This window comes from Paenibacillus gyeongsangnamensis (assembly GCF_027533625.1).
GTDB classification, from domain to species: Bacteria; Bacillota; Bacilli; order Paenibacillales; family NBRC-103111; genus Paenibacillus_G; species Paenibacillus_G gyeongsangnamensis.
Genome location: NZ_JAQAGZ010000003.1, coordinates 1 through 12,522, shown reverse-complemented (window position 1 = coordinate 12,522; position 12,522 = coordinate 1). Strand labels below are relative to the sequence as shown.

Annotated in this window: 12 protein-coding genes and 2 pseudogenes; 6 read left to right on the top strand and 8 right to left on the bottom strand. The window is 53.6% G+C overall.

Annotated elements, in window-relative coordinates; translation table 11 throughout:
* Positions 1-177 precede the first annotated feature (177 nt).
* From O9H85_RS04885 to O9H85_RS04875, 3 genes and pseudogenes are all read left to right on the top strand, one after another.
* Positions 178-774 carry a bifunctional transcriptional activator/DNA repair enzyme AdaA gene (locus O9H85_RS04885; protein WP_269880519.1) on the top strand — a complete coding sequence of 199 codons (597 nt, stop codon included), beginning with the start codon at positions 178-180 and terminating at the stop codon, positions 772-774.
* A pseudogene (locus O9H85_RS04880) lies at positions 758-1,306 on the top strand (methylated-DNA--[protein]-cysteine S-methyltransferase). Before O9H85_RS04885 ends, O9H85_RS04880 begins: the two are co-directional and overlap by 17 nt.
* Entirely contained in the window at positions 1,299-2,012 is a 714-nt protein-coding gene (locus O9H85_RS04875; RefSeq protein ID WP_269880170.1) for a 2OG-Fe(II) oxygenase, read from the top strand. The pseudogene O9H85_RS04880 and the gene O9H85_RS04875 overlap by 8 nt, the downstream one beginning before the upstream one ends.
* 350 nt (positions 2,013-2,362) lie before the next feature.
* Here O9H85_RS04875 and ytaF read toward each other — a convergent pair whose 3' ends face one another.
* A complete protein-coding gene (gene ytaF / locus O9H85_RS04870; RefSeq protein ID WP_269880518.1) occupies positions 2,363-3,097 on the bottom strand; it encodes a sporulation membrane protein YtaF in 735 nt (244 codons plus the stop codon).
* Between the two features lie 34 nt (positions 3,098-3,131).
* On the opposite strand from ytaF, the gene O9H85_RS04865 reads away from it, so the two are divergent.
* A complete protein-coding gene (locus tag O9H85_RS04865) occupies positions 3,132-3,788 on the top strand; it encodes a DUF1232 domain-containing protein (RefSeq protein ID WP_269880169.1) in 657 nt (218 codons plus the stop codon).
* A gap of 24 nt (positions 3,789-3,812) precedes the next feature.
* Here O9H85_RS04865 and O9H85_RS04860 read toward each other — a convergent pair whose 3' ends face one another.
* The 7 genes from O9H85_RS04860 to O9H85_RS04830 form a co-directional block, all read right to left on the bottom strand.
* The gene (locus O9H85_RS04860; protein ID WP_269880168.1) at positions 3,813-4,229 is read right to left on the bottom strand and encodes a DHHW family protein; all 417 of its coding nucleotides are present in this window, start codon (positions 4,227-4,229) and stop codon (positions 3,813-3,815) included.
* A 116-nt stretch (positions 4,230-4,345) separates the two neighbouring features.
* On the bottom strand, positions 4,346-4,969 hold the full coding sequence (locus O9H85_RS04855; RefSeq protein WP_269880167.1) for a HutD/Ves family protein: 624 nt from the start codon (positions 4,967-4,969) through the stop codon (positions 4,346-4,348).
* 24 nt (positions 4,970-4,993) lie between these two features.
* A complete protein-coding gene (locus tag O9H85_RS04850) occupies positions 4,994-6,271 on the bottom strand; it encodes an NAD(P)-dependent malic enzyme (protein ID WP_269880166.1) in 1,278 nt (425 codons plus the stop codon).
* A 39-nt stretch (positions 6,272-6,310) separates the two neighbouring features.
* The gene (locus tag O9H85_RS04845) at positions 6,311-7,591 is read right to left on the bottom strand and encodes a Glu/Leu/Phe/Val family dehydrogenase (protein WP_269880165.1); all 1,281 of its coding nucleotides are present in this window, start codon (positions 7,589-7,591) and stop codon (positions 6,311-6,313) included.
* A 31-nt stretch (positions 7,592-7,622) separates the two neighbouring features.
* Positions 7,623-8,906 carry an imidazolonepropionase gene (gene hutI / locus O9H85_RS04840; RefSeq protein WP_269880164.1) on the bottom strand — a complete coding sequence of 428 codons (1,284 nt, stop codon included), beginning with the start codon at positions 8,904-8,906 and terminating at the stop codon, positions 7,623-7,625.
* A 64-nt stretch (positions 8,907-8,970) separates the two neighbouring features.
* A complete protein-coding gene (gene hutU, locus O9H85_RS04835; RefSeq protein ID WP_269880163.1) occupies positions 8,971-10,635 on the bottom strand; it encodes a urocanate hydratase in 1,665 nt (554 codons plus the stop codon).
* Positions 10,636-10,664: 29 nt separating this feature from the next.
* Positions 10,665-11,633, bottom strand: a complete 969-nt coding sequence (locus O9H85_RS04830; RefSeq protein WP_269880517.1) for an agmatinase family protein — start codon at positions 11,631-11,633, stop codon at positions 10,665-10,667.
* A 116-nt stretch (positions 11,634-11,749) separates the two neighbouring features.
* Here O9H85_RS04830 and O9H85_RS04825 point away from each other — a divergent pair, with 116 nt between their 5' ends.
* Both O9H85_RS04825 and O9H85_RS04820 read left to right on the top strand, forming a co-directional pair.
* Complete coding sequence (locus O9H85_RS04825) at positions 11,750-11,974, top strand: rhodanese-like domain-containing protein (RefSeq protein ID WP_333474169.1); 225 nt, start codon at positions 11,750-11,752, stop codon at positions 11,972-11,974.
* A gap of 304 nt (positions 11,975-12,278) precedes the next feature.
* Positions 12,279-12,522: pseudogene (locus tag O9H85_RS04820) on the top strand (class II aldolase/adducin family protein); the annotation flags it as partial.

The following is a 12,522-nucleotide window of genomic DNA, read 5'->3' as shown; positions in this document are numbered from 1 at the left end:
GGGAAACCGTGGAAATCCCTACTTCAGCCTGAATTTCGTTATCTTGCTAATCCATTCGGGAATGCGTACAAACGTTCATGGTTGAGGTTATACTGATCTTGGAGGTGAACGATCGTGGCGAAACGAATGAAGCGGGAGCCGGAGGCGATTTTCCTAACCCAGGACGATGAGGCTGTCATGCGGGAACCGGAACCGGTGACGGACGAACAATGGCAGGCCATTATCAGCAACGATGCTGCTTACGATAATCAATTTTTTTACGCGGTTACAACGACGGGCATTTTTTGCCGTCCCTCCTGCAAATCCAAGCCTCCGAAAAAAGAGAATATCGGGCTGTTCCGAACCGCCGAGCAGGCGATGGCCGCCAAATTTCGTCCGTGCAAGCGATGCAAGCCTACCGGTGGGCGCTTGCCTGATGACGAATGGGTCGCGCTCGCGACAGAATACATCGACAAGAATTACATGGAGAATGTATCGCTGAACCTTCTCGCGGCGAGCTGCCATGGCAGTCCGTACCATCTTCATCGAACCTTCAAGAAAATCAAGGGCATCACGCCGGCTGAGTATATCCGGCACCGACGGATCGAGAGGGCCAAGGAATTGCTTCTTAAGACGGCAAATGCCGTTGCCGAGGTTGGACTGAGCGTGGGCTTGCCCAACACGCCTTATTTTATAACCTTGTTCAAGAAGAAAACCGGCTGCACGCCGGCAGCTTACCGTCAAATTCGGAACCAACACCTGAGTGAGGCAGCCGATCATGGGAAACCGAACTGATTCACCGATCTATTGGACATTACTTACACAGGAAGACTGGAATATGCACGTTGCAGCTACGTCCGAGGGGCTTTGTTATGTAGGATCTCCCAATCAGCCCTTGGAACGAATGGCCGAATGGGCAGCTGCCCGGTATCCGGACAACCAGCTGCACCGGGATGACGTGAAGCTGCAGCCGTATGCAGACGAGCTTATCGAATATTTGCAGGGAAGACGCAGAAGCTTTACGCTGTCCATCGACGTTCACGGTACGCCTTTTCAATTGGCCGTATGGAACGCGCTTCGCAGCATCCCCTATGGACAAACCAAAACTTATTCGGATCTTGCCGATTAGCTCCGGAATCCGTCCGCCGTCCGTGCTGTCGGCGCTGCTATTGGTGCAAATCCCGTTCTGATGGCCATTCCGTGTCATCGCGTCATCGGTAAGAACGGCGCACTGACCGGCTATCGCGGGGGCATCGGGATGAAAACCCGGCTTCTGCAGCTCGAACGGGACGGCTTGCAAACGGATGGAGGCCTGCCGTATGTCTGATCGTCTCACGGAACGTGTGGCTGCACTTGACTGGAATTCCATCGGGGAATCGCTCGACGCGAACGGATATGCTAAACTGCCTGCTTTGTTAAATCCATCGGAGTGCGTGGAAATCATCGGCACTTACGGGGAGGAAGGCCGATTTCGAAGCACCGTGAATATGGCCAGATACCGCTTCGGGATCGGGGAGTACAAATATTACGGCGCTCCGCTTCCGGATTTGCTGCAGCAGCTGCGCGAAAGCTTGTATCCGGAGCTGGCCGAAACAGCCAACCGCTGGCTGAAGCAACTGGGCCAAGAACCGGTTTACCCGGCATCGCTGAACGATTTCCTGGCTCAATGCCATAGCGAGGAACAAATCCGCTCCACCCCGTTGATTCTGAAATATGAAGCCGGCGGATATAACTGTCTCCATCAGGATTTGTATGGGAAAGTATTCTTTCCCTTCCAGGTCGTATTCGCCCTCAATCAAAGAGGAGAAGATTATACGGGCGGAGAGTTTCTGCTGGTGGAGCAGCGGCCCCGGGCGCAAAGCCGAGGCCACGTCATCCCCCTGGAGCAGGGAGAAGGGCTTGTCTTTCCAACCAGTCACCGTCCGGTACAGGGAACGCGCGGCTATTATAAGACGACGCTTCGGCACGGCGTTAGCACGGTTCACTCCGGGACAAGGTACAGTCTGGGCATTATTTTCCATGACGCGAAGTAGCTTCCCCCTAAATTTCTCCAAACCAGGATAAACGGATACGCCGTCCTTGTCTTAACGCTACAGAAAGTTTAAGTTCGCTAAAGCTAAAGTGGACTGCAACTTTCTGTACCAAGAAAAACCTCCGCTAATAACGGTCTGGCTACTTTGAGGGACTTCGATAAGGAGTTTTTCTTACAAGGACCAGCGCGTTTATCAAGGTTGATGCGAAGCTATAAGTTACGAAAACTTATAAATTCTTATCAACCGAAAAAGCAGGCTCCCGCATCCCGGTGCCTGCTTCTCTTCTGGCATAACCTGCCCCATCCTATCGTAAAATGTAAAGACAAGTAATGCCAGGGACAAACGCTGCGTTACAAGAGCGAGTGACCCGCAATAATCAAGATAATGATACCGCTCAGCAGCGTACCGAATTGCCCGAGCGTTAAATTGCCGATTCGAACGGCTGCAACTCTGCGGCCCAGCGCAACTCCCGCCCAGACGGTAAGGAAGCTTCCGAGCGCCGCGGTCAGGGATATGGCTAGCGGCGACAACCCGAGCAAGCCCGCACCGAGTCCGTTGGTGACGGCGTTCGCGGAGAGCGCAACACCCAGAACGCATGCCTCGCTCAGCCCGATTTCTCCGGACTTGTCGACATCGGCAATTTCGGGATTTTTCAATATTCCCGAGATGCTTTTGGCCGGCGGTTCACTCGCTTCCGCTTGCTCGGGACCGCTATGCGGTTTACGAGGGACGGCTAATAAAATAATCCGGATGCCGATAATGAAGAGCAAGAACGCGCCAACCAGGATCGGAAAGATGCCGGGAAGAACGGCGGACAGCCATTGGCCGAAGAGAATACCGGTTTCGCTAAAAAGGAAGCAAATGATTGCGATGATCAGGTTTGAAAGAAACCCGATCCGAATGCCTCGAATACCATAAGATATGCCGACGCCTAAATTGTCGATGCTTGATGAAACGGCAAATCCAAGAATAATAAGCCATTGCATTTCTGTTTCACTCCTCCTGCTTAAGTTACTGTCATTGTATTGTGGGTGTTGAGAAATAGTGCTTATCCCGATCCAAAAGTGTTGAGAAAATTTCAACATCATGTACAATTTTGAGCCCCAAGGAGTGAAAGGTATGTCTAAAAACGGCGGGGAACCGGATCTCGGCACCGCGTTAAAAACGTTATTGAAGGAACGGTCCTTATCTATGCGAAAGCTGGGCGCGCTTACCGGTATCGATACGGCGACGATCTCCCGCATCGTGAACGGTAAGCAGCAGGCCAAGCCCGACCATTTGCAGCAATTCGCCATCCATCTCGACGTGCCGCTGGAGAGGCTTTTCAAGGCTGCAGGTTTTGACATCGGTGCCCCGGAAAGGAATCGGCCTTCGGATATTCACACCTCCATCGACTCTATTCAAAAGGCGCTCCTATCCTCCAACCTGTTTGATCACCATTTTACAACGGAACATGTCCAGAAGGAACTAGGAAAATATGAGCAGTATGCGTTAACGGAGGAAGGTAAAAACCTCATTATCGAAAGCTTTCATTCCAAAATCGATAGTGTAAACGGAGCAGGGCCGTTTATCGATCAGCTAAGGCAAATGTATGAGCTTTTTTGCCAGGATACGATCACCCTGGAAAAACGTGCGATCGTCGGGAGTGCGTTATTGTATTTTATTTTATCTGCGGACATCATCCCCGATTATGTTTTCCCCTTCGGCTATCTGGACGATGCGATCGCCGTTCAGCTCGTCCTGGAACGGCTGTCGCAAACTATGGATACGAATTAACTCACCTGTGCCCGAATCGTGATTTCAACGTTTCATCGATGCTGTGATGAGCTCGGTGAACTCCTGATTGGTCGTCGTCTCGGTGTTATTGAGAAACAGCACTTTACGGATGCCTTGCTTCTCCAGAAAACCGAGCAGCGGTTCGTTAAATTGACGCGGGTCGATCACGATAATCTCTTTGTAGTGCGGCAGCAGAAAAGGAATGAACGCGTTCCCGTAGGAGTCTTTGATGACGGCTAAGCGGCGGGCGCTGTCGGCTTCCGTTCGGATCTTCCCCCAAGGACGGTCTCCGCTTAGAAAGATCCGGTATTTGTTCTTCTTGGCCGCATGGCTCTGGTCCAGCGGCTCCATTCGGAGAGGACCGGCATAATGAACAACATATTCATGCTTCGTATAGGGCTTATACAGGACGATCGTATCCGGGTTCGCCTCCAGCTTCATCGGATCAGAACGGCAAAAAAGCCACCCTGGAACAAGGGTGGCTTGAACAGGCAGCCAGCGCGAATAGCGCTTGCTGTAAGGCTGATTTGCCGTTATACTGCTGCAGCATGCTTGATTTAGTACAAGACGCGTGCTCTTACTGCAAGTGCCGTCACTTCATCATGGCGGTTGTGAAGTACTATATTTAAAGGAGAATCCGTGCTTTCCCGGTTCACAAGAAGCAAGTCTCCTTCCTCTAAACACAGGGATTCACGATCATTGATTCTCACATCGATTAGGCCTCGGGTACAATAAAATGCTTCGGTTCCTTGCAAAATTCCGTTAAGGCCGGTCCTGCCGGCTATTTCTTGAACGCTTCCTTTCGTCAGATGCAGAGCCTCCAGCTCTCCCCTGCATCCCGCGCCCAGCATGAGATTAAAGTCCGTTGCTTTCCCCACGCTCCGGGTGACCCATCCGCCGCTGAAGCTTTCCCGCTCATAGGGTTTTAAGCGCACCCGGTGAAATCCTTCATACTCCAGTAGGAGTTCACCGTCCAGTACCATGATTAGCCGCCAATAATCAGGGAGGCGGGTAAACAAAGACTCCACCGTACGAATTTCGGCCGAACTGATTCGCCAGCAGAAATTTCGCTTGCTGTAATCCGCGCTTTCGGGGTAAATGGCAAGCTGCGTTGTCACGCCGCCTACCCACGCTGTCACGACCTGCTCATGCTTTTTAATGACTTTGATCGAATAAGACAAGTCGGCATCTCCTTGTGCTCTTTCTTATTCCGTTATGTCCACATACCAGGAAGAATACGAGCTTACCGCATCGATTTTCCGGATCAGCTTCTGCGTTCTCTTCTTCACATCCTCCGGGTTCACGCGGATTCGCGCGCAGCCCGATTCCATCGCAGCTTGGGCGACGGCGGCGGCCACATGGGGAGAAATCATCGGATGAAACGGATGCGGGATCACATAGTCCGGATTCAGCTGATGCTCCGGAACCAAATCGGTAATCGCATACACGGCCGCCAGCTTCATCGCCTCATTAATCTCTCTTGCCCGCACGTCCAGCACGCCGCGGAAAATTCCCGGAAACGCGAGCACATTGTTGATCTGGTTCGGAAAATCCGAACGGCCCGTTCCGATGACCGCGGCTCCGGCGGCTTTGGCATCCCCCGGCATAATCTCAGGTACCGGATTGGCCAAAGCGAATATAATGGAATCGCGGTTCATGGAGCGGACCATCTCCTGGGTCAGCGCCCCTGCCGCGGATACTCCGATGAAAACATCCGCTCCTTCCAGCGCATCGGCCAGCTTCCCAGTTATTTTTCTTTGATTGGTCATCCGCGCGATTTCCTGCTTGAACGGGTTCATTCCTTCTTGTCTTCCTTCATAAAGAATGCCCTTCGTATCGCACATCACGATATCCTGAACGCCCATATGACTCAGAAGCCTCATGGTCGCAATGCCGGCCGCCCCGGCGCCGTTCACGACTACGCGAATTTGATCCATCGTTTTGCCGACGAGCTTGAGGGCATTGATCAGCCCGGCCGCTACGACGATCGCCGTTCCGTGCTGGTCGTCATGGAATACGGGAATGCCGCATTCCTTTTTCAACCGCTCTTCAATTTCAAAGCAATCCGGCGCTGCAATGTCCTCCAGATTAATCCCGCCGAAGGAAGGCGCAAGCTGCTTGACCGTATCGATAATTTTCTCTTTATCGCTTTCAGCCAAACAAATCGGAATGGCATCCACCCCTGCGAAAGCCTTAAAAAGCAAAGCCTTTCCTTCCATCACCGGCATCGCCGCGTGCGGCCCGATATTCCCCAAGCCGAGCACGGCCGTGCCGTTGGAAACGACGGCAACCAGATTGCCTTTCATCGTATAATCGTATACTTTATCTTCATCGTTATAAATTTCTTTGCAAGGCTCTGCAACTCCGGGAGAATAGGCTAGACTCAAATCACGAATCGTCCCAACCGGAACCTTGGCCAGCAGCTCGAGCTTGCCGGTACGCTTCTTGTGCATGTGAAGACTTTCTTCACGTAAGTTGATCATGATCCCATCACCCTCCAAGGATATTCGTCAGAGCTTCCGTCAGATCCAGCCGCGCCATTTGACCGCTTCAACCATTCGTTTTAAACCGACGATATAGGCCGCTAGTCTCATATCGACTTTATTTTGCCGGGACAGCTGATAGACGTTATGGAACGATTGCTTCAAAATGGTCTGCAGCCTTTCATTCACTTCTTCCTCGTTCCAGTAATATCCTTGGTTGTTCTGGACCCATTCAAAGTAGGATACGATCACCCCGCCGGAGCTGGCAAGCACATCGGGAACGATCAGCACGCCTCTCTGCGTCAAAATTTCCGTAGCCTTCAGCGTCGTAGGCCCGTTGGCCGCTTCCACCAGAATCTTCGCCTTGATGTCCGGCGCATTCTGTTCCGTAATTTGGTTTTCGATCGCGGCCGGCACTAGAATATCGCAGTCTTTGATTAATAGCTCTTGATTGGAGATGACGTTCGGAAACAAATTCGTAACCGTTCCGAAGGAATCACGGCGGTCCAATAAATACTGCACATCCAAACCATCCGGATTATAGAGCGCCCCATGCGCATCCGAAATGCCTACCACTTTGGCCCCGGCTTCGTGAAGGAACCGGGCCAGGAAGCTGCCGGCATTGCCGAAGCCTTGGATAACGACCCGGGCGCCCTCAATCGGAATCCCCGCGACCTCAGCCGCTTCTCTAAGCAGCATCACGACGCCCATGGCGGTAGACGATTCTCTCCCGATCGATCCGCCCAGGACGATCGGCTTGCCGGTAATAAAGCCCGGCGAATCAAACTCGCGGATCCGGCTGTATTCATCCATCATCCACGCCATGATCTGCGAATTCGTGAACACATCCGGCGCCGGAATATCTTTAGTCGGTCCTACCAGCTGGCTGATAGCCCGAACATACCCCCGGCTTAGCCGCTCCAGTTCCCCGAAGGACAGCGTGCGCGGATCGCACTGGATTCCGCCCTTGCCCCCACCGTACGGAAGATCGGCAATGCCGCATTTGATGCTCATCCACATGGAAAGAGCCTTCACTTCTTCTTCGGTGACCCCGGGATGAAACCGGATCCCGCCTTTGGTCGGTCCGACCGCATCGTTGTGCTGCGCGCGGTATCCCGTAAACACCTTCACCGAGCCATCGTCCATCTTGACAGGAATGCGTACGGTCAACAACCGGAGCGGCTCCTTCAACAATTCGTACATCGATGTCGTGCACCCCATCGTCTCCAGTGCGGTTTGGATGACGTTCTGCGTCCGGGTCAGCACGTTTAAGTTTTCCCATACCTGCGGCTTCTCTTTTACTTCCGTCGTTGCCTCCACGAAGATCCCCCTCTTATGGCTTCCGTCCAATTTAACGAATCAACGTTCCGTCCGAGACCACCATGTTCCCCCGTTTAAGCACCGTATGGACATGGTTGATCCCAAAATGATAAGGCAGGTAGGCCAGTTTATCGGCCTTGAATATGACGAGATCCGCCTGTTTGCCTGCTTCTAGGCTTCCTACCGTATCCGCCTTCCCGATCGCATGAGCCGCATTGATGGTCACGGCCGTCAAGACCTCTTCCGGCGTCATCCCCAGGTTCAGGCATCCCAAGGTCATGACGAGCTGCAGCGATTCCGTAGGCGAGCTTCCCGGATTATAATCCGTGGACAAGGCTACAGCGAGCCCCATCTCGATCATCCTGCGCGCACGTGCATGCTGCTTCAGCCGCAGATTGAACGAAGTGGCAGGGAGACAGACGGCGACGACTCCCGCCTGACGCATGGCTTCCAGCCCTTCGTCCGATGCGGCAATCAAATGCTCGGCGGAGATGCAGCCCAGCTTGCCGGCTAGCTGCGCGCCTCCCATCGGCTCGATTTCATCCGCATGAATTTTTAGGCCGAAGCCCATCTCCTTGGCGGCAAGCAGGATTTGCTCCGATTCTTCCACGGAAAATACGCCGTGCTCGCAGAACACATCGCAAAATTCGGCAAGCCCCTGCCGCTTGACTTCCGGCAGCATTTGTTCGATGACCAGCCGGACGAATTCGCCGGACCGGCCTTTGTATTCTTCCGGCACCATATGGGCTCCCATAAAGGTAGATACCAAATCAACGGGATGCTCCTGATTCAGCCTGCGGGCGACCCGGAGCTGCTTGAGCTCGTCTTCCAATGTCAAGCCGTATCCGCTCTTGGCTTCCGCTGTCGTCACCCCGAGGGAGAGCATCGTATCCAAGCTTTGCTTCGCCTTCGAATACAGTTCCTCTTCCGTCGCCTGCCTGGTGGAACGGACGGTGCTAAGAATCCCTCCGCCTTGAGCCAATATTTCCAAATAGGAAACGCCCTTCAGCTTCAAATCCAGCTCATGCTCGCGGGAGCCGCCGTGAACCAAGTGGGTGTGCGGGTCGATGAGTCCCGGAGTCACCAGCCGGCCCTCGGCATCATGCTTGCGCTCTACCGGCAGTCCGCCGATTTGCGCCAGCACTTCGTCCTCCGGTCCTGCCGCTGCAATGATTCCGTCTCTGATCGCCACGGCCCCTCTTCTTACGGCCGCCACCTCGGACATTTCACTGCCTTTGCGCGTCTCCCGGTTTCCTTGCATGGTGATGAGCGTCCCGATGTTATGGATCAGCAGGTCAATCCGATTGTTTGCCATAGTTTTCACCTCTCGAAATACAGCAAGCCCGATCGGGCTTGCTGCATGTGATGATCCTTCTGTGTTATATGCCAAGCATCGGCACGCGGACTCCGCGCTCCTTGGCCGTTTCAATCGCAAGCTCATAGCCTGCGTCGGCGTGACGGATGACACCCATCCCCGGGTCCGTATTCAAGACGCGGGATAGTCTTTCCTCCGCTTCCTTGGAACCGTCCGCCACCACGACCATGCCTGCATGCAGGGAATAACCCATGCCGACGCCGCCGCCGTGATGGACGGAAACCCAGCTTGCGCCGGAAGCCGTATTCACCAGCGCATTCAATATCGCCCAGTCGCCGACCACATCGCTGCCGTCCTTCATCGACTCCGTCTCACGGTTAGGCGATGCGACGGAGCCGCAGTCCAGGTGATCCCGGCCGATAACAATCGGCGCGGAAATTTCCCCGCTACGCACCATTTCGTTGATGGCCAGACCCATCTTGACCCGTTCCCCGTAGCCCAGCCAGCAAATGCGGGCAGGCAAGCCTTGGAACGCGACTTTCTCCCTTGCCATTTCGATCCAACGGCGCAGATGGGCGTTTTCCGGGAACAGCTTGAGCGCAAGCTCATCTGTCTTATAAATGTCTTCCGGGTCTCCGGACAAGGCCGCCCAGCGGAACGGTCCTTTCCCTTCACAGAAGAGCGGACGAATATAGGCCGGTACAAAGCCGGGGAAGTTAAAGGCATCCTTGACCCCTTCATCGAGCGCCACTTGCCGGATATTGTTACCGTAATCGAATACGATCGAGCCCAGCTTCTGAAGATCGAGCATCGCCTGAACGTGGGCGGCCATCGACTTTTTGGACAGCTTCACATATTGCGCCGGGTCGGATTTGCGGAGCTCCGCAGCGGCTTCAAGCGAATATCCCGCCGGTACATAGCCGTTAAGCGGATCGTGAGCCGACGTTTGATCGGTTACGAAATCGGGTACGATGCCCCGCTTAACGAATTCCGCGAACACCTCCGCCGCGTTGCCTACAAGACCGATCGCGAGCGCTTTTCCCTGTGCCTTGGCATCGGCGGCAAGCTTCAGTGCCTCATCCAGATGATGAACCATGACGTCGCAGTAACGCGTGTTGATTCTGCGCTGAATCCGGGACGGATCGACGTCCACGCCGATCACGACGCCGTCGTTCATCGTTACGGCGAGAGGCTGTGCTCCGCCCATGCCGCCGAGTCCGGCCGTTAACGTCAGCGTTCCTCTCAAAGTACCGCCTCTGTGCTGACGGGCAGCCTCGGCGAAGGTCTCGTACGTTCCTTGCAGAATGCCTTGCGTACCGATATAAATCCAACTGCCGGCCGTCATTTGACCGTACATCATGAGTCCCTGCTTATCGAGCTCATGGAATGTATCCCAGTTGGCAAACGCCGGCACGATCACCGAGTTGGAAATCAGTACCCGAGGCGCATGCGCGTGCGTTCTGAATACGCCTACCGGCTTGCCCGATTGCACAAGCAGCGTTTCGTCCGCTTCCAGGTTCGTCAAGCATTCCACGATCTTGTCGTAGCACTCCCAGTTCCGCGCAGCCTTGCCGATTCCGCCATAGACGACCAGATCTTCCGGACGTTCCGCCACGTCCGGGTCCAGATTGTTCATTAACATCCGAAGAACGGCTTCCTGCTGCCAGCCCTTCGCCGTCAGCTTCGTTCCGTGCGCTGCTCGAATGGTGCGTTTGATCGTTTGTTCCATAGTTTATCTCTCCTCGTTGTTGGTTGGATTTACACTCGTTTCATCGTACCTGCCAAGAAAGTCAGGATCACATGCAAAGCGGTTCTGACTGTCGCTCTTCGGGGATCCTGCATCGGATCCACACAGACGATATCGAAGCCCTTGACCTTAGGATGCTGTCCTAGCAGGAATACAGCTTCGAGCAGCTGCCAGGATGTCATTCCGGCCGGAACCATCGCAGGCACGCCCGGCGCATAAGCTTGATCCAGCACATCCATGTCAACGGTTACATAAATCGCGTCGGTTCCGTCCCCGGCAATCTCGAGCCCCCGTTTCACCAAAGCTTCGATTCCGTCTTTGACGACCTGACGAGCCGTAAATTGGGTAATCCCCTGCGCTATGGCGTATTCATGGTAAGCTCTTGAATTGGCGAAGCTGTGAAGTCCGATTTGTGCAATATGACGGCCTAGGGCCGTCCCCGACTCGATCAATCCGCGGATCGGCGTACCGTTGGAGGGACCTCCGTCCTGAAGGTTCCGGACATCCATATGCGAATCCAACTGGACGATGCCTACCTTTCCGCCGATATGCTGTTTAAACGCTTTCACAGAAGGGCAAGTAATGGAATGATCGCCGCCGGCAATGATCGGGAACAAGTGAGGCATCGCTTCATACACATTCTTCAGCCCTTGCTCGATATTCGCATGGCAGCGCAGCAAATCCGTGACATGCATCTGAATATCGCCGAGATCTCGCGCCTGCAGCTCCTGCAAATCGACGCAGTGGTCGATGCTGTACGTCGTGACATTGGCGAACAATTCGCGCAATGCGTTCGGAGTCATCGAAGCGCCTGAAATGCTGATCGACGTCTTGGACAACGGAACCCCGATGAAGCCAATGTCGACGGGCTCCTCTCCATCCCAAGGGGTTAACCATTGAGACACCTTCGTCTCGTACCGGTCCCACCAATTGGCGCGCCGAACGAGCTCGGGCGGATTCAGTAATTCAATCTGTTTCATCACTGCTCTCCCCTCCTTGTAATGGATAACTGCAAGGTTTGTTGCTTTCCATGTCTTCATCATACTCAAAACAAGAGCGTCTGAATCTAGCTAAACTTGCGGAAAGGTAGCACGAAATTAAGGTTCTGTCCTTCATTCCGGGGGCGAAAAATATTCCCTTGTCCCAGTTGAGTCGCCGGATTGATGAAATCCCGAAGGATCGTGATCTCCTTCTATATTGCAGAAGCGGTATGCGAAGCAAAAGTGCGGCACGTATTCTTCGAAAAAGGGGTTTCGTCCGGTTGATCCTTTTACAAGGCGGCATTAATGCCTGGAGTGGTCAACTGATTCGTCCTAAATAACTTTTCATTTTATAATATTTAGGTCGACTGGGAATTCTAAACTCGCAGAATATTCTAGAACGATTGCTGCGAGGTGTAATAAATCATGGTAATCCTTCTTCGCTAACGGTTACTGCAGGAACAGCAACGGTACGCATTATGCGTAGTGAGACACATAAAACTGGTTTTGACAAAGCAGATTGCTTTTAGTATACTGTTTTATACAGTATGCTAATTATAACAGTATATTAATAGGTGGCAGCGCGCAGCCTTCGAGGCAGCCGGTGACCCGCCGAGACCTATCCTAGGGAGGAGAATCACGATTATGCAGGATATTGCCCAAGCCAAGAGCAGCATCATGAAAGCAGCCGAGAGCTTATTTAAAGCGAATGTCATGTTCCGCAGCGAGCATGCCAATTTATCGGCGAAGGTCGCTGACGATCACATTGTACTAACAAAGGGCGGCAGCATCGCCCAGCTAACCACAGATAGCTTCGCTGTTGTAAGGCTGGACGGCACCGTAGTCGATGGCGAGATTGACCCGGTCACCGCCGAAATTGTGGAGATGC